Here is a 17293-nt window from a genome sequence, read left to right on the forward strand (position 1 = left end):
CCAGTCCCCAGTCCCTAATCACATTCCTTTACACTCAAACAAATGTAACCCCAAGCGTTGAGATAGTTCCTCACACACCTTCACCCCCCGCACACTGTTAGCACGCCCATCTAGCAGGGGTGAAAACACTCCAATTCCCATCTGACCAGGAACAACGGCGATAATTCCGCCAGAAACGCCGCTTTTCGCTGGAATTCCTACTTTATACGCCCATTCACCTGCAAAGTTATACATCCCACAGGTATACATCACACTCAATATATCTTTGATATAACAACTGTCTACCGCTTTTTCCTTGGTAATCGGGTTCACTCCTTTATTAGCGAGAGTAGCAGCCATCACCGCCAAATCTCGACAATTTACCATCACAGAACATTGTTGAAAATATAAATCTAGTGCTTCTTCAATATTTTGGTCAATCATGCCAAAATTTAGCATAAGATGGGCAGTAGCGCGGTTGCGGTGTCCTGTACTGCGTTCGGAAGTAAATACCGAAATATCTACAAATACATCTCGTCCAATATAACGCCTATACATTTCTAATAAGCGATTAAGGCGTTCTGTTGCTCCATTACCTTTAATTAAACTGGTAGTGGCTATAGCTCCTGCGTTTACCATCGGGTTATAGGGTCGCTTTGATTGTTCATCAAGAATAATCGCGTTAAATGCGTCTCCAGTCGGTTCTACTCCTACCCTAGTTAACACATAATCCCGTCCATGATCTTCTAAAGCTTGTCCATAAATAAACACCTTGGAAATCGACTGGATAGTAAATAGCTGTTGATAATCACCAACTTCATAAATCTGACCATCTACAGTAGCAATACAGATGCTAAATAAGTTGGGGTTTACTTTTGCTAGTTCGGGAATGTAGTTTGCGACTGTACCCTCTTGCAGTGATTTGTACTGGGAATGCAAATCCTTGAGAACTTCTAAAAATGGTGATGAACCTGTTTCTCGATCTTGTGAGTTTGCCATAAGGCTGATAACTTGCAAATAAATATGGTAGTTGATTGATTAGTTGTGTTTATCTGCTAAAAGTAGTTTTTTATACTTAAAAAAGTCTACTTTACAAACTGACAACCTTTTCTCTATTTTCCCATCATTACTTTTTTTGATGAAACCAATGCTTATTACTAAAAATAGATATTTGTCAACCTGAAAATTACTTAACAATCAATTTTAAACAAATACTATATTTACCAATATTTTTAAATAGCCTTTGTATTATATTTTATTCGACTCTGAAAATAATCTGAAAATAAAAAACGTATTTTTTTCAGAAAAATCATTGATTATTCATAGTTTTTTTGGTTAATTTCTTCAAATCGAGCAAATATCAATTATAAATATAAATACTGATAATTAAGATATTAAGTTCTAATAAATACTAAAAATATTGAAAATTTGAGTTATATATGTTACTATGATTACAAAGCTGATATCAAACAATCAAGGTATTAAGAACTTGAGCGAAAATCAACTTCATATTTCATGTTCATAAAAAATTATTCATATCCCGAAAAAAAATGTTACAAATCCAAAAACCTGATTTGCAAAAGGTTTTGACTGATCAAACCCAATAAGAATTGAGGAAACCAGCGCAAGACTTACGCTAAAACCCTGATCCCCAAGCCCAAAAGTTCATGTTACTCTGTTGCAGTTATAAACAAAAAGTGAAAGCGGAACGAGTTCGAGTTTCAGGTTCATTCACCAACACAGGTGAAAAAGCCATGAACCACAAAACTCGAATTACAAAACTTTAAGTTCTAGAGTCGCTTTAAAATCGGAAGCATGAATCAAAGACATTTGTGGACTACTGTCGCTGTGTTTCTGTCTGTTTTGAGTGTACCCGCAGTGGGTCGTACTCAAACCACCAAGGGAAACTCTCCAACTACCCAAGCATCTGCCGTAGCTGATGCAGTGAAAGTGGGAGAGTACCAATCCCCGACACAGGAAAATACCTTAGATGCTGTGAACACACAAATTCATCCTCACAGCGTTGAAGGTCGTCAAGCGGCAACCCTTTACATCCGAAATATTCCCGTTCTTACCTTTCTGGGTTCTAACCCAGTCAAGAGTGCGGAAACAAAAGTGGGAACAATTGGAAATAGCCAAGGCGTTAAATCTTATATCCCTGCCGCCAGTAACTCAGCTAAGGTAGCCAGTGTAGGAAGTGTGATGGATGTGAGCAAATCTCCTAGCTCCATTATTGCCGATGACCCAGTACACAGAGCCAGTTTAGTAGCCTCCAAAATCAACCAGTTGATGCGGGAGGATGCAGACGCAAGCAAAATTATCGTCAGCTGGAAAACAGGGGAAAAATCTCCAGTGAATCATAATAAAGCCCAAGACAAAGGCTTCTCTGTTGAACAGCAACCTGATAGCTACACCATCAAAATCAACGGTAAAGAATTGGTGGAAATCAATGAATCCACCCAACTAGCAAATACTACAAATAATCTAGCACAAGATGCATTACAAGCAACCAATCGCCTGCGGAGACTCATAGGCCAAGCATCTCCCATCAGCGAAATTGCCAACTTACCACCACGTACCACCATTTCCATGCCCAAGCTACCGCAACAAGTTGCCGGTCGCATCAAACTCAACTTCCAGGGTATAGCTTCTTGGTACGGTTATGATTGGGCAGGTAGGAAAACTGCCAACGGTGAGAGATATAATCCCGAAGGAATGACAGCAGCCCATCGTAGTTTACCTATGGGAACAAAAGTTCGTGTGACTAACACCCGGAATGGTAAGTCTGTAGTTGTGCGAATTAATGATCGTGGTCCATATATCGGTGGTCGAGTTATTGACCTTTCTCTGGGTGCAGCCCGGATATTAGGAATGATGAGCAGTGGACTTGCTCCCGTTCGTATTGAGGTGTTGGGAAGATAACACCCTTTCACAGTAAAAACTCTTTTTCGCTCTTCACTATTGTTTGATACCCCTAGTTCATTCATCTCTCACCCCAATTTTAGATATAAACTAACGGGGGAGAGGATAGAGAAGAACTAGGGGTATTTTGTGCGCTTGCTGACAACAGTTGCAGCTTTACGCTGCTATTTAAATCAACGTCGCTGGGAAAGTAATATTAAACTTTCAGACGAGCTATTATTTGATGATCAGACTACTTGGTATCCTACAAAAATTGGTTTAGTCCCCACTATGGGCGGACTGCATCAAGGTCATTTAAGCCTAATGGAACGAGCTAGGCAAGAAAATTCTACTGTGATTGTTAGTATTTTTGTCAATCCCCTACAATTTGGACCAAATGAGGATTATCAACGCTATCCTCGGACTTTAGAGCAAGATCGAAAATTGTGTGAACAAGCGGGAGTTGATGCGATTTTTGCCCCTACTCCGGAAGAAATGGGAATTGCTCAGAAGAATATACAAGAAAATCAAGTGACACAAGTAATCCCTCCATCTGGTATGATAAGTAGCTTGTGTGGTAGATATCGGCCGGGTCATTTTCAAGGTGTGGCGACAATTGTCACCAAGCTTTTTAATTTGGTACAGCCTGATCGAGCTTACTTTGGTGAAAAAGATGGCCAGCAACTAGCAGTTATTAAACGTCTGGTGGCTGATTTAAATTTGCCAGTAGAAATTGTTGCTTGTCCAACGGTGCGGGAAGCGTCTGGCTTGGCTTTGAGTTCTCGTAATCAATATTTGACTGCAACGGAAAAAGATCAGGCAACAGTGTTATTTAAAGGCTTGCAGCAAGCTGAAGCGGCGTTTCGTGCTGGCGTTCGCAACAGCAGCCAGCTGATAGCATTGGTGTGGGAAGAAATCGCAAAAGTCAGCACTATCTATGTGGAATATATTGAATTGGTTGAACCGACTACATTGATGTTTCTAAGAAAAATTGAGGAGGAAGGAATGCTGGCGATCGCAGCCCGTCTAGGTTCTACACGTTTGATTGATAATACCATCTTGCGCGATGTTTACAACGGGCTACGCCAACCGATTATCGCCATTGATGGTCCTGCTGGTGCGGGTAAGTCTACCGTGGCTCGCCAAGTGGCAAACCAACTAGGGTTAGTTTATTTAGATACTGGTGCAATGTACCGTGCTATCACTTGGTTAGTGCTGGAAAACGGCATTGATATTGATGATGAATGCAGTATTGCTGAATTAGCCAACCAGTGTAAAATAGAACTTACTCCTAGTCAAAATATACAATTTCCCGTACAGGTATGGATTAATGGTATTGATGTCACTCAAGAAATTCGGAGCATTGAGGTGACATCAAAAGTATCAGCGATCGCCGCGCAAAATACAGTCCGCAAAGCCCTGGTTCAACAACAACAAAGCTGGGGGAAAAAGGGTGGTTTAGTAGCTGAAGGCCGAGACATTGGTACTCATGTTTTCCCAGATGCAGAAGTGAAAATCTTCTTAACTGCTTCTGTGAGTGAACGCGCCCGTCGTCGTCAGCAGGACTTTACAAAACAAGGGCAACCGGAAGTAAGTTTAGAACAACTCGAACGGGATATTGCTGAACGAGATTATAAAGATAGCACTCGCAAAATTTCCCCATTGCGAAAAGCCGCCGATGCAGTGGAAGTGCAAACCGATGGACTTACTCCTGGTGAGGTGGCAGCGCGAATTGTTAATTATTACCAGGATCGTTTGTCTCAACGGTAATTACCGCAGAATTCAGGATTCAGGAGTTCACAATAATTTGTGATTTCCCAATCACCAATTACCCATTACCAATTACCCATTACCAATTACCAGCCCCAACTAGAGAACTAGCAATCTGGGTTATTACTAAAGTGCAGTGGTTTAAGGTTCACTTTGGTAGTAGAATAGCCATGTTAAGTTTTGTGTCCCAATATCAAGGATATAAAACTGACTCAATACAAAACCTGAAATTTTCTGGTTTTTGGCAATAGCTTTAACTGGAAAACAATAAAGAGAGGACTTGAAAACATGGCATTTACACAGCTTCCCCTACCCTACGACTTTAATGCTTTAGAGCAATATGGCATGAAAGGTGAAACCTTTGAGTATCACTATGGTAAGCATCACAAAGCTTATGTAGACAACCTCAATAAACTCACCGATGGTACAGAACTTGCTGATAAGTCCCTCGAAGAAGTAATTCAAATTTCCTTCAAAGATCCTGCCAAAGCTGGCATTTTCAACAACGCGGCTCAAGTTTGGAACCACACCTTCTTTTGGAACTCACTCAAACCCGCAGGTGGTGGCGCTCCCACAGGTGAACTAGCCGAGAGAATTAATAAAGACTTTGGCAGTTTCGACAAATTCAAAGAAGAATTTTCTACTGCGGCTGCAACCCAGTTTGGTAGCGGTTGGGCTTGGTTAGTTGATGACGGTGGTACACTCAAAGTCATGAAAACACCCAACGCAGAAAACCCCCTAGCTCATGGTAAAAAGGCACTGCTCACCATCGACGTTTGGGAACACGCTTATTACATCGACTTCAGAAATGCACGTCCAGCATTCATCAAAAATTTCTTGGATAACTTGGTTAACTGGGAATTTGCTGCGTCAAATCTAGCTGCTTAATTAAGAATAAAGCTTTTAGGGAAAATCCCCATGCTTAACCAGCAGGGGATTTTTAATTTAATTTGCGCTCTCACCCCCCTGATTTCTCAAGGCTTTATTGCCAAATTTGACAGATGCGAGTTTAATGTGTTTATACTTGCTCCTCGTGTTCCTGATCTCTAACTATTGGCGCAAGCAGAACCAGGACAACTACCAGAACAAGGAAGGCTACGGGGACAAGGAGGAATGAACATAAGAGGGTAAAAAAATTCCTCTTGTGCTGCTGCTGTAGCTGTTTTACCATCTTCACTTCCTATTCCTAATCCTTTCAAGTGATTCTGTGGATGTTGCTAGGAAACTGGAAGCCGTGTTGAGAAACTGTCCACATTGGTGATTGGGGACTGGGGACTTATAACTACAACTTTAGAAATATTCAACTTATTGAACATCAGCATTTTGATATAGGCGATCGCTCATATTGCCAGATCCACAACAATGAGAATATAGCGATTTGCAAAACTGACTAAAAGGTGGACGGTTAATGTAGCATAACTAAATGATTGTGTCAGCCACGCGATGATCTAATTTCCAAGATGGTACAGACTAACTCAAAATCCGCACGCGAAATTTTTAATATCTCCAGATGGGCAATTAAATTTTCGTGGTTGACGGTGTGTTTTTGGATCGGGGTGACAATAGCGGGTATTCTGGCTTTTAGTTCTCTCAAATACGCCCTATTCCCTGATATTACTTTTCCCGTGGTGGTGGTTAATGCTCAAGCACCCCTCACTTCGGCTTTAGAGACAGAAGAAAAGTTAACTAAACCCATAGAAGAAAGCCTCAAGTCCCTGGCAGGTCTGGAAAATATCCGTTCTTCCAGCTATCCGGGGCAAACTGCTGTAAGCTTGTTGTTTGCAGTGAGTACAAATTTAGAAACTTCTACGGAAAATACCACAACTGCACTCAAGGATTTAAAACTGCCTGAAGGAGCTAATTATCAGATTATTCCTTTAAACCTGAATGAGTCATCAGTCATTAGTTATGCCATTGAAAGCGAGTCTGGCAGTTTGGATGATTTGCAGAAATTGGCAGATGAGAAAATTGTCCCTGCGATCGCCAAATTACCAGGAGTTCTCAAAGTCTCACTGCTAGGCACTCCACCAAAATCACCTCCTCTCAATCCTACCAATGCCACTGCGGCCTTACCTCAAGGGGGCGGAAATTTAGTCAGATTTAATGGTCAAGATGTACTAGCTTTTCAAGTCATTAAACGTGGTAATGCTAATACTTTAGAAGTTGTCAGTCGCGTAGAACAGGAAGTAGAAAACCTGCGCTCTACTTTCAAAGATGTCAAATTTACCCTAGCCGCTACCCAAGCAGAATATATCCGCAAAGCTACCCAGTCAACCATAGATGCGTTGATGGAAGCGATCATTTTAGCAATTGTCGTCATTTTCCCATTTTTATGGAGTTGGCGAGCAACTTTAATTTCTGCTTTAGCTATTCCCACATCTTTGTTAGCAACGTTTATTGTGATGGCCTTTTTCGGCTTTAACTTAGAAACAATTACGTTGTTAGCTTTGGCTTTGGTTATTGGTAGTGTGATTGATGATGCCATTATTGATGTGGAAAATATCTTACGGCATATTGAAGAAGGGCAAAGTCCCCGTGAAGCTGCACACTCAGCTACCGATGAAATTGGTTTAACGGTTGTTGCTACTACTGCTACTGCTGTGGCGGTTTTCTTACCTATTGGTTTGATGGGTGGAGTTGTTGGGCAGTTTTTCAAGCCTTTTGGGATTACTGTTTCGGCTTCTTATATTGCTTCTACATTGGTGGCGCGGACTTTATCGCCAGTTTTATCTATTTATTGGCTCAAACCTGTTAAGAAAAGAGAATTGAACCACGAAGAGCGCAAAGAACACGAAGGGAAGAAGGTTTCAGAGAGTTCTTGGGTGGGTTTGGCAAATATTGGGGTTTATTTTACTGAAGCTTATCGCAATTTATTAGCTTGGTCTTTGAATCACCGAAAAATAGTTATTGCTTTAGCTGTACTCAGTTTTGTTGCTGGTATTGCCCTAGTTCCTTTTATTCCCAAGGGTTTTATTCCTAAGTTAGATCGGGGTGAATTTAATATTACCTATACTGCACCTTTACCGCAAATCCCTGATTTAGCAGCTTTACAGCAGTTAAGAAGCAGGGGTGGTTCGACTTCGCTCACCAAGCAGGTAGAAGACAGAAGGGAAATAACGTCCCAGTCCCCCATACCTATTCCTAACCCTCTTAATGACTCTTTAGAGGTGGCAAAAAAACTGGAAGCGGAGGTAAGAAAATACCCAGATGTGGAAACTGTGTTCACTACGGTTGGTTCTCGTGGAGGTGAACCAAATAAGGGTAATCTCTATGTCAAGTTGAAGGCAAACCGCACAATTAAAACCGCAGAATTACAAGATCAATTGCGGCAAAGTTTACCTCAACTTCCTGGTGTGTCTACCAGTGTGGAAGATATTCAATTTGTGGATACTGGTGGGGAAAAACCTTTACAAATAGCACTTCGTGGTAATGATCTGAAAACTTTGAATCAAGCGGCTAAAAAAATTAAAGATCGGATTACTAAAATCCCTGGTTTTGCAGATGTGACAGTTACAGGTGAAACAAATAATTCAGATCAAGTTTTTCAGATTGAACGACTCAACCAACAACGGGTAGCTTATGTCAGTGCTAATTTGGGTCAAGATTTAACTTTGGGTAATGCTACAGATAAAATTGTGGCTGAAGCTCAAGATATTTTACCTGCTGATATTTCTTTAGATTTAGGTGGAGATTCTGCTAAACAAAATGAGGTTTTTAGTAGTTTTATTTCCACTTTGATTTTATCAGCTTTGTGTATTATCGTTGTCTTGATTTTACTGTTTAAAAGTTGGGTAGATCCTTTAGTGATTGGTGCTTCTTTACCTTTAGCTGTGGTGGGAGCAATGTTAGCTTTACTCTTGACTAAGAGTGATTTTGGCATGATTTCTTTGATTGGTTTTGTGTTTTTACTAGGACTTGCTAATAAAAATGCGATTGTTTTGGTAGATTACATTAATCAATTACGTCTCTCAGGTTTGGAACGCACGGAAGCTATTCTTAAAGCTGGACCTGTGAGACTCAGACCGATTATGATGACTACTGTCTCTACTATTTTAGGGATGTTACCAATTGCTTTGGGTTTTGGTGCAGGTTCTGAGTTGCGATCGCCTATGGCCGTTGCTATTGCAGGTGGTTTGGTGACTTCTACTATTCTCAGTTTAATTGTTGTTCCTGTTGTCTATGCCATTTTAGATGATTGGTTTCCCAGAAAGAAGGTGACAGGTGACAGGTGACAGTTGACAGTTGACAGAGTTAGATCCTCGATTTTTTCAAGAAGTCGGGGATCTAATTGATATGATTAAGGGATTTACAGGATGTTGGTTTGTGTTATAATTTTGTTGTCTGAATCAGGATGTCCAGGATTTTAGGATTTACAGGATTTTAGTTTTTTCAATTTCTTAGCACATCAAAAAAATTAAAAAAAATTAAATTTTGAAAAAAAATTCGTTTTTTGGGGTTCACCCCGTTGACTTTTTTGTCTAGACTTGATATTTTTATAATGGGAATGTGTGCCTTACAAAAAATTTTGCTTACACTCCATTATATTAATATGACTATCATACCACGTTTACCCCGACGGCAACACCTAAAAAAAAGATTTTTTGAAGAAAAACTTATTAATTTTTAATTTTCAATAATTCAAACTTATGAATTGGGTAAAACTTCAGTTTTTTTCTTTTACTACATCCTGAAAATCCTCAAATCCTGGATATCCTGATTCAGACAAAAATCCTGTAAAATCCTAATTCATAACAGTAATTAATATTCTAGACTACCATGAAAAGTGAAGATCATCAACGAGTAGAAATATTCCTCAAAAAGTGGAAAGGTTCACAGGGTAACGAGAGAGCAAATTATCAGGGTTTCTTTTTAGAACTTTGTGATGCTTTGGCGGTAGAACGTCCAGCACTCAAAGGAAGTATAACAGGCGATCGCTATTGTTTTGATAAAGACATCAAGATATTTAACAAAGATGGAGAAACTACCAACTTTGCAGACTTCTACAAAGAAGGACATTTTTTAATAGAAGCTAAACAAGGGGGAAATACAGCTAAACGGGGTACTGCTAAACGAGGGACAAAAACCTACGATATCGCAATGGAAAAAGCTTTTTATCAAGCTCAAAGTTATACACCTTTTCTACCAAGTAAACCTCCCTTTTTAATTACCTGTGATATTGGTTCACATTTTGAAATGTGGATGAGTTTTAGTGGTAACTATGGTGGTTATGGTGCGCGGGAAAAAATTGATCTTGATCAGCTTTTAGATGAAAAAGTATTTAATCGTTTCGTTGCGATATTTAATGATCCGCAAACTTTAAACCCGGAAAAATATCGAGCGCGGGTAACAAGAGAAGTTGCAGATACCTTAGCTAAATTAGCACGGTGGTTAGAAAAACAAGGACACCAACCCCAAGAAGTGGCTAATTTTCTCATGCGCTGCATTTTTACCATGTTTGCAGAAGATGTAAAATTATTGAAAGGAGAAGTTTTCACTAAAGCATTAAAAGAACGCTGGTTAGTTGAACCGAAGACGTTTAAGACAGATATTGAAAGCCTTTGGGATATCATGAATACTGGGGGTAGATTTAACTTTGATGAAATTCCCCAATTTAATGGTAGTTTTTTTGCTGATGCGACAGCTTTTGATTTACCCAAAGAACAGTTAGAAGTGCTGTATGAAGCTGCAAATAAAGATTGGACAGAGGTAGAACCGGCGATTTTTGGCACATTATTAGAAAGAGCTTTAGATAGTAAAGAACGTAAAAGTTTAGGAGCGCATTACACACCCCGATCCTATGTTGAGCGGTTGGTGCGTCCCGTAGTTATAGAACCTTTACGGGAGGAATGGTTATTAGTTGAATCGGAAGTTGATCGATTTTTAACTCTGAAAGAAAAACAGCAAAAACCGACAAAAGCACAAATAGAAAAAGCTGAAAATGAGATTCGGGCATTTTTAGAGAAATTACAACAAATTCGGATTCTTGATCCTGCTTGTGGTTCGGGTAACTTTTTGTATGTGACTTTAGACTTGCTGAAAACATTGGAACAGGAAGTACAAATGCGCTTGCTGGATGTTTTGGGGAAGGTGACAACGAATTTATTAGAAGAATTTGATCCGCGTTTAGCAGGAAGAAAACAGGTAAACCCATCGCAATTTTTAGGGATTGAAATTAATCCTAGAGCGGCCGCTATTGCAGAGTTAGTAATTTGGATTGGTTATTTACAATGGCATTTTAAACGCTATGGAAGTACACCACCACCAGAACCGATTTTACAGGATTTTCATAATATTGAATTTCGGGATGCGGTGTTAGATTATGATGGGAGGGAATTAGATATTGATCCAAAAACGGGTCAAGTGAAAACTCGTTGGGGTGGAAAAATGATCAAGCATCCTGTGACGGGTGAAGATGTTCCAGATCCGAGTGATCAAATTCCTATTTATCGTTATCTTAATCCTCGTCCTGCTATATGGCCAGATGCAGATTATATTGTTTCTAATCCTCCTTTTATTGGAAATAAAAGGATGAGAGAAGTTTTAGAAGATGGATATGTAGCAACTTTAAGAAATACATACACAAATGTACCTGATACGGTTGATTTTGTCATGTATTGGTGGGAGCAAGCAGCAAATTTAATCAGCAATAAAAAAGTTAAAAGTTTTGGATTTATTACTACAAACAGCATTACTCAATCATTTAATCGAGAAATTTTAAATAATTATCTTTCAAATCAAAAAATTTCTTTATCTTTTGCAATTCCTGATCATCCTTGGATAGATGAAAAAGATGGTGCTGCGGTACGTATTGCGATGACAGTTGGTGTTCCAGAAATTGAATTTCCAGGAAACTTATTAAAAACAAAAACTGAAGAGATAAAAGAAGACGGAATTTCAATCATTGAATTTGATAATGTTCGGGGTTTAATTCATCCTGATTTAACAATTGGAGCAAACATTACAGCAATGAAAGCTCTAAAATCAAATGAAAAAATGTCATTTCAGGGTGTCATACCTTTAGGTACAGGATTTCGGATTGATGAAACTGAATTAAATGATTTAGGTTTAGATATTAATAATTTACCATCTGTTGTCAAACCTTACATGATTGGACGTGATGTGGTTCAACAATTTAAACTCAAGTGGATAATTGATTTCTTTGGATTTTCTAAAGATCAAGCTGCTCAGTTATTCCCTTTGTTGTATCAGAGACTTTTATTAACCGTTAAACCATCAAGAGATACACAAAATAGAAAATCTAATAGAGAAAATTGGTGGTTATTTGGAGAAAAAAGACCAGGATTAAGGAAAGCAATTGAAGGTATAAATAGATTTATTGTCACTCCAGATACTTCTAAATTTAAACCATTTACCTTTGTTGATGCTTCCGTTATTCCTGATGTTCAACTTTATTCTGTTGTTTCAGATGATGCTTGGATATTAGGTGTTTTAGAATCTGCTATTCATCAAACTTGGGTATTTCAGGTTGGACCTACTTTAGAAGATAGACGACGTTGGAAACCATCAATTGTTTTCGATCCTTTCCCCTTCCCAAATCCTACACCAGAACAAAAACAGAAAATCCGAGAATTAGGAGAAAGATTAGACTCCCACCGGAAACGAGTACAAACACAACATCCTGAAATCACAATTACGGGAATGTATAACCTGCTAGAAAAACTCCGTAAAGGAGAAACATTTACCGAAGCAGATAAAACATATAATAATAAAGCTTTAGTTTCCACCCTCAAACAAATTCATGATGAATTAGATAATGCTGTTTTTGATGCTTATGGATGGCAAGATTTAAAAGATAATCAAAAAACAAAAGCAGAAATTGAAGAAATTATCTTAGAACGCTTAGTTACTCTCAATGCTGAACGTGCAGAAGAAGAACGTAACGGTATAGTTCGCTGGTTGCGTCCCGAATATCAAGCACCAAACGAAGTTACTCAAAAAGTGCTAACGGAAGTAATGGAAACAGAAGCAACCGTTATTATTCCCAGCGAACAAAAAACTTTTCCCAAACAACCAAAAGAGCAACTTGCAGCTATCCGCGACTTACTCCGCACCAATACCAGCGAGTGGACTGTGGATCAAATTGCTGCTCAATTCAAAAATGGTGGAAAATACAAAAATGCCATTGCTGAAAATGTGGAAAGATTAGAATGGTTTGGAATTTTAATCTGTCGAGAAACCGGAGCAACCAAACGCTGGCAATATGTGGAAATATAGTAAAATGTCTGAATCAGGATTTACAGGATGTTGGTTTGTGTTATAATTTTGTTGTCTGAATCAGGATGTCCAGGATTTTAGGATTTACAGGATTTTAGTCGTTTCAATTTCTTAGGACATCAAAAAATTAAAAAAAAATTTAATTTTGAAAAAAAATTCGTTTTTTTGGGGTCTAACCCCGTTGACTTTTTCGCTTAGAACTGATATTCTGATAATGGGAATGTGTACCTTCAAAAAAATTTTGCTTACACTCCATTATATTAATATGACTATCATACCACGCTGACAGCGACCTGAACCCTGAAAAAACAAAATTTTTTTTGAAAAAACTTATTAAAAAAAGTTATTTAATAATTAAATCTTATTGATTATGGAAAATATTCGGAACTTATTTGTTCAACATAAAATCTTTATTAACAGCAGCATTTTGTATCTGATTGCTAAACATATCTAACATTGCGATAATTTCCGTATGTAATTCTATGTATTTTTCTCTACTAACCAGTAAATCGTTACCGTGAGCTATTTCATTTCTAGATTTTAAAAGGCTTTCATCTATTAATTTTGACTTAGTAAAATATAATGAAAAATCTAATCCTAAAATATCAGTGATGTCCTTCAAAACTTGAGAAGAAAGATTGGAAGCTGTAGATATTGCTTTTTTGGGTAAAGAACATCTCGTATTTAATTGGGAAAGAAAAAAGTCACAAACAGGTATATATAATGATGGTTTATTGGTGTCTTTGGCATCTTTGAGTTTTTCTTTCATTGCTAAAGCTAGAAAATTACTAGCAAGCTGATCATAACGAAGTCTTTGCATATCAACATATTCCAGATAAGAATTAGCTGCTAATTTAACAAAACCCTCCCAATGAGCATATAAAATACATATTCCACTGCGAATACATACATTATGCCTTTGAGGAGAAACATTTTTTAATTCTATTAAGGATTTTATTTCTGAAAGTTCCTTTTTTCTCCAAGCAAGATCAGTTGCAAGGATATCACTTAGTTGTTCAGCAGTGCGGATGCTCATGAGGGAGAAAATACTCCTCTACCCAGTGGAATAAGATAGGGTAAACGTCTTACAGCATTCACACCTGCACCAGACCACTTTTGATAAGTTGGATCTGACCAAATAGTTTTTATTAACTCTGATATTTTATTTATTGGAGGCAGATTTTGATAATTGTGTCCAATTCCTAATGCTACTACCTCAAATGCGGATAATAGAAACCCGCCAAGAAATCTATCTTGTTCAGATTTATATCTTTTGAAACTATTATCTCCTGTAGTTTGATTCAGGACATCAAATGTTGTCTTGAATGCCATTTCTATCTGGCTATAATCTAATTCTTGCTCAAGAGCCATTTTACGCATTTCTTCTGTTAGAAAAAAACTAACATCGTCACCCAATTTTCTAATATCTTCCTCCGCCTTATCAAATAGAAGAATAAACCGCAATACTAACTCCATGTCATACTGTTCTTCATAAAGCCTATCACTCAAGGCTATACAATTTCTGAATGGTTCATAATTTGCCAGTGATCGCATTAATTCATGGAGTTTTTTATTTAGCATCAACAGGATACAATTTCTCATTTCTTGAGGTGTAGCAATTGTTCCTCCTGTATTAAGTCGCTGAAATAGCTCATATTTAATGATCGCATCACTTTCTTTTTCAACAATATTTACTCCTATTTTTGCTCGCCTAATTAATAAACGTTGTGTTTGAGTTAAGGAGTTTTCAGGATCATTAGGATCATCCCACTTTTTACCTGCTAAGGAAGGTAAGTATGTAGTTTTTTGCAAAGCTACTGGATGTGTATTTTCTTCTTGATTATCTTTTTTTAAAAGACCTGTAAATTCATATATAGTGGATAGTCTTTGAACACCATCTACAACGTCCCAAACACCATCATTTCTTTGACTAACAAAAATGGGAGGAATTGGTATGCCTAACAGAATTGATTCTATAAAAGCAGATTTTTGATGTTCTGACCAGCGAAAAACTCTTTGAAACTCTGGGTTAATATCAATCTCATTACTCTGATAAAGACTCATCCACTCTCCAATAGACATTGAGTAGCCATCAGTTTTAATTTCTTGCCTAGTTTTGTCAATTTCTTCTTGTAGGGGCATAATTACAAGTAATATAAACGTTTGTGTATATAACTATCTTGCTTGGATAATTATAGTTAACATAATATCATTAAACAAAGATGAAAAACCCAAAATCTGAGCTAAGTTACCCAGATACATAGATAATAACATATTGAGGAGTGAGAGGTTATTAAATGCGGGCTTTTGTAACTGGTGGTACAGGTTTTGTAGGTTCTCATGTAGTGCGATCGCTATTAGAATCAGGATACAAAGTTACGGCTTTAGTACGTCGAAGTAGTAACCTGGGAAATTTACGGAGTTTAGAAATAGATATTGTCAAAAGTGATTTAAATGATCCCAATATCTGGAAACAGATGCAAGGTTGTAATTATCTGTTTCATGTAGCTGCCCATTATTCCCTGTGGCAAAAAGACCGCGATTTACTGTATCGTCATAATGTGGAAGGTACAAGGAATATTTTAGCAGCAGCGCAAAAAGCCGGAATTGAACGCACAGTTTATACCAGTTCCGTCGCAGCTATTGGAGTAGGAAAATCGGGTAAAGTTGTGGATGAAAACCATCAGAGTCCAGTAGAGAAGTTAGTGGGAGACTATAAAAAGTCTAAATTCCTAGCTGAACAAGCCGCAAAAGAAGCAGCAAAACAAGGTCAAGATATAGTGATAGTTAATCCTAGCAGTCCTATAGGACCATTGGATATTAAACCCACACCCACCGGAGATATTATTCTGCGGTTTTTGCGACGACAAATGCCGGCTTATGTGGATACAGGTTTAAACTTTATTGATGTGCGAGATGTAGCAAGAGGACATTTACTAGCTTTAGAAAAAGGAAAAACAGGCGATCGCTATATTCTCGGACATCAAAATCTCAGTCTCAAACAACTGCTAGAAATACTATCCGAAATTACAGGAATAAAAGCACCGCAAATATCAGTTCCCGCTTTTTTACCATTGAGTGTTGCTTGGATAGAAGAGAAAATTCTTGCACCTATGGGAAAAACCCCCACAGTTCCTATAGATGGTGTTCGCATGGCACAGCAACCAATGTATTATGATGCTTCCAAGGCCATCCGCGAACTTAGTCTACCTCAGTCTTCTCTGAAGGTAGCACTCAAGGACGCTGTTGATTGGTTTGTTGCTAATGGTTATGTCAAATAAGTTCGTAGTCAGCACTTAAGTGCTGACTACAAACGATGAGGTGTTATCAAGAGAGGAGAATAGTTAAATGGCGATTAATGTACAACAAGCTATAGACATTGGTAAGTATTTAGTGACGCAACGTCTGTTAGGACGTAAACGCTTCCCTCTGGTTTTAATGTTAGAACCTTTATTTAGATGTAACTTAGCTTGTTCTGGTTGTGGAAAAATCCAACATCCTACAGAAGTTCTCAAACAAAATTTGACCCCAGAACAGTGTTTTGCAGCTGTGGAAGAATGTGGCGCACCTGTGGTTTCTATTCCTGGAGGAGAACCGTTATTACATCCACAAATTGATGAAATTGTTAAAGGTTTAGTAGAACGCAAGAAATATGTTTACTTGTGTACCAATGGTTTGTTGTTAGAAAAGAGTCTCCATAAATTTCAACCTTCTCCTTATCTAACTTTCAGTGTTCATCTTGATGGAATGCGGGAATGGCATGATAAATGTGTAGACAGAAAAGGCGTTTTTGATGTTGCTGTGCAAGCGATCCGCGCTGCTAAATCTCAAGGTTTTCGTGTGACTACAAACTCGACTATTTTTGAAGGTTGTGATGTCAAAGAAATGCAGGAATTTTTTGATTTTCTCGATACTTTAAAAGTTGATGGAATGATGATTTCCCCTGGTTACAGTTATGAATGGGCACCAGATCAAGATCATTTTCTGCAAAAAGAACAAACCCGCGCTTTATTTAGAGAAATTCTTGCACCTTACACATCTGGGAAGAAAAACTGGAACTTTAATCACAACCCATTATTTTTAGATTTTCTCATTGGAGAAAAAGACTATGAATGTACTCCTTGGGGTAGTCCTAGTTATAGTGTTTTGGGTTGGCAAAAACCTTGTTATTTGTTGAATGAAGGTTATTATCAAACTTTCCAAGAATTGTTAGATGAGACTGATTGGAGTAAGTACGGACGCGCTAGTGGTAATCCTAAATGTGCTGATTGTATGGTGCATTGTGGTTATGAACCAACCGCAGCGATGGATGCGATGCAACCGCAAAATATAGCTCGTTCTTTGACTACTGTTTTTGGTAGATGATAAGTTGAGAATGTCAGAATCAGGATGAATAAGATTATAGGAT

General features: G+C 38.2%; 11 protein-coding genes. 7 read left to right on the forward strand and 4 right to left on the reverse strand.

Annotation, left to right across the window (positions count from 1 at the left end; all coding sequences use genetic code 11):
- Window positions 1-18: 18 nt before the first annotated feature.
- Window positions 19-987, reverse strand: coding sequence for a glutaminase A (gene glsA / locus H5968_RS15590; protein ID WP_370569778.1), 969 nt, complete (start codon window positions 985-987; stop codon window positions 19-21).
- Between the two features lie 807 nt (window positions 988-1794).
- Between glsA and H5968_RS15595 the strand changes: the two genes are divergently transcribed.
- The 3 genes from H5968_RS15595 (at window position 1795) to H5968_RS15605 (ending at window position 5538) form a co-directional block, all read left to right on the forward strand.
- Window positions 1795-2901, forward strand: coding sequence for a septal ring lytic transglycosylase RlpA family protein (locus H5968_RS15595; RefSeq protein WP_187040680.1), 1107 nt, complete (start codon window positions 1795-1797; stop codon window positions 2899-2901).
- A gap of 129 nt (window positions 2902-3030) precedes the next feature.
- A complete protein-coding gene (locus tag H5968_RS15600) occupies window positions 3031-4650 on the forward strand; it encodes a bifunctional pantoate--beta-alanine ligase/(d)CMP kinase (protein WP_187040681.1) in 1620 nt (539 codons plus the stop codon).
- Between the two features lie 288 nt (window positions 4651-4938).
- Complete coding sequence (locus H5968_RS15605) at window positions 4939-5538, forward strand: superoxide dismutase (RefSeq protein ID WP_187040682.1); 600 nt, start codon at window positions 4939-4941, stop codon at window positions 5536-5538.
- Between the two features lie 158 nt (window positions 5539-5696).
- On the opposite strand, the gene H5968_RS15610 is transcribed toward H5968_RS15605, so the two are convergent.
- Entirely contained in the window at window positions 5697-5849 is a 153-nt protein-coding gene (locus H5968_RS15610) for a hypothetical protein (RefSeq protein ID WP_187040683.1), read from the reverse strand.
- 261 nt (window positions 5850-6110) lie between these two features.
- On the opposite strand from H5968_RS15610, the gene H5968_RS15615 reads away from it, so the two are divergent.
- A complete protein-coding gene (locus H5968_RS15615; RefSeq protein WP_187040684.1) occupies window positions 6111-8882 on the forward strand; it encodes an efflux RND transporter permease subunit in 2772 nt (923 codons plus the stop codon).
- A gap of 544 nt (window positions 8883-9426) precedes the next feature.
- Complete coding sequence (locus tag H5968_RS15620) at window positions 9427-12885, forward strand: class I SAM-dependent DNA methyltransferase (protein WP_187040685.1); 3459 nt, start codon at window positions 9427-9429, stop codon at window positions 12883-12885.
- 388 nt (window positions 12886-13273) lie between these two features.
- On the opposite strand, the gene H5968_RS15625 is transcribed toward H5968_RS15620, so the two are convergent.
- Complete coding sequence (locus H5968_RS15625) at window positions 13274-13921, reverse strand: MAE_28990/MAE_18760 family HEPN-like nuclease (protein ID WP_187040686.1); 648 nt, start codon at window positions 13919-13921, stop codon at window positions 13274-13276.
- Window positions 13918-15027, reverse strand: a complete 1110-nt coding sequence (locus H5968_RS15630) for a DUF262 domain-containing protein (protein WP_187040687.1) — start codon at window positions 15025-15027, stop codon at window positions 13918-13920. Before H5968_RS15630 ends, H5968_RS15625 begins: the two co-directional genes overlap by 4 nt.
- A 155-nt stretch (window positions 15028-15182) precedes the next feature.
- Between H5968_RS15630 and hpnA the strand changes: the two genes are divergently transcribed.
- Together hpnA and hpnH are read left to right on the forward strand one after the other, a co-directional pair.
- On the forward strand, window positions 15183-16166 hold the full coding sequence (hpnA, locus tag H5968_RS15635) for a hopanoid-associated sugar epimerase (RefSeq protein ID WP_187040688.1): 984 nt from the start codon (window positions 15183-15185) through the stop codon (window positions 16164-16166).
- Between the two features lie 67 nt (window positions 16167-16233).
- On the forward strand, window positions 16234-17250 hold the full coding sequence (gene hpnH, locus H5968_RS15640; protein WP_187040689.1) for an adenosyl-hopene transferase HpnH: 1017 nt from the start codon (window positions 16234-16236) through the stop codon (window positions 17248-17250).
- Window positions 17251-17293 lie beyond the last annotated feature (43 nt).

It is taken from the genome of Sphaerospermopsis sp. LEGE 00249, assembly GCF_014299995.1.
Classification (GTDB): domain Bacteria; phylum Cyanobacteriota; class Cyanobacteriia; order Cyanobacteriales; family Nostocaceae; genus Sphaerospermopsis; species Sphaerospermopsis kisseleviana.

What these genes read in the sequence shown, in the direction of transcription:
- hpnA (WP_187040688.1), top strand. Translation starts at nt 15,183, where the DNA reads ATGCGGGCTTTTGTAACTGGTGGTACAGGTTTTGTAGGTTCTCATGTA.
- H5968_RS15605 (WP_187040682.1), top strand. Translation starts at nt 4,939, where the DNA reads ATGGCATTTACACAGCTTCCCCTACCCTACGACTTTAATGCTTTAGAG.
- H5968_RS15630 (WP_187040687.1), bottom strand. Translation starts at nt 15,027, where the DNA reads ATGCCCCTACAAGAAGAAATTGACAAAACTAGGCAAGAAATTAAAACT.
- H5968_RS15615 (WP_187040684.1), top strand. Translation starts at nt 6,111, where the DNA reads ATGGTACAGACTAACTCAAAATCCGCACGCGAAATTTTTAATATCTCC.
- H5968_RS15595 (WP_187040680.1), top strand. Translation starts at nt 1,795, where the DNA reads ATGAATCAAAGACATTTGTGGACTACTGTCGCTGTGTTTCTGTCTGTT.
- H5968_RS15625 (WP_187040686.1), bottom strand. Translation starts at nt 13,921, where the DNA reads ATGAGCATCCGCACTGCTGAACAACTAAGTGATATCCTTGCAACTGAT.
- hpnH (WP_187040689.1), top strand. Translation starts at nt 16,234, where the DNA reads ATGGCGATTAATGTACAACAAGCTATAGACATTGGTAAGTATTTAGTG.
- H5968_RS15620 (WP_187040685.1), top strand. Translation starts at nt 9,427, where the DNA reads ATGAAAAGTGAAGATCATCAACGAGTAGAAATATTCCTCAAAAAGTGG.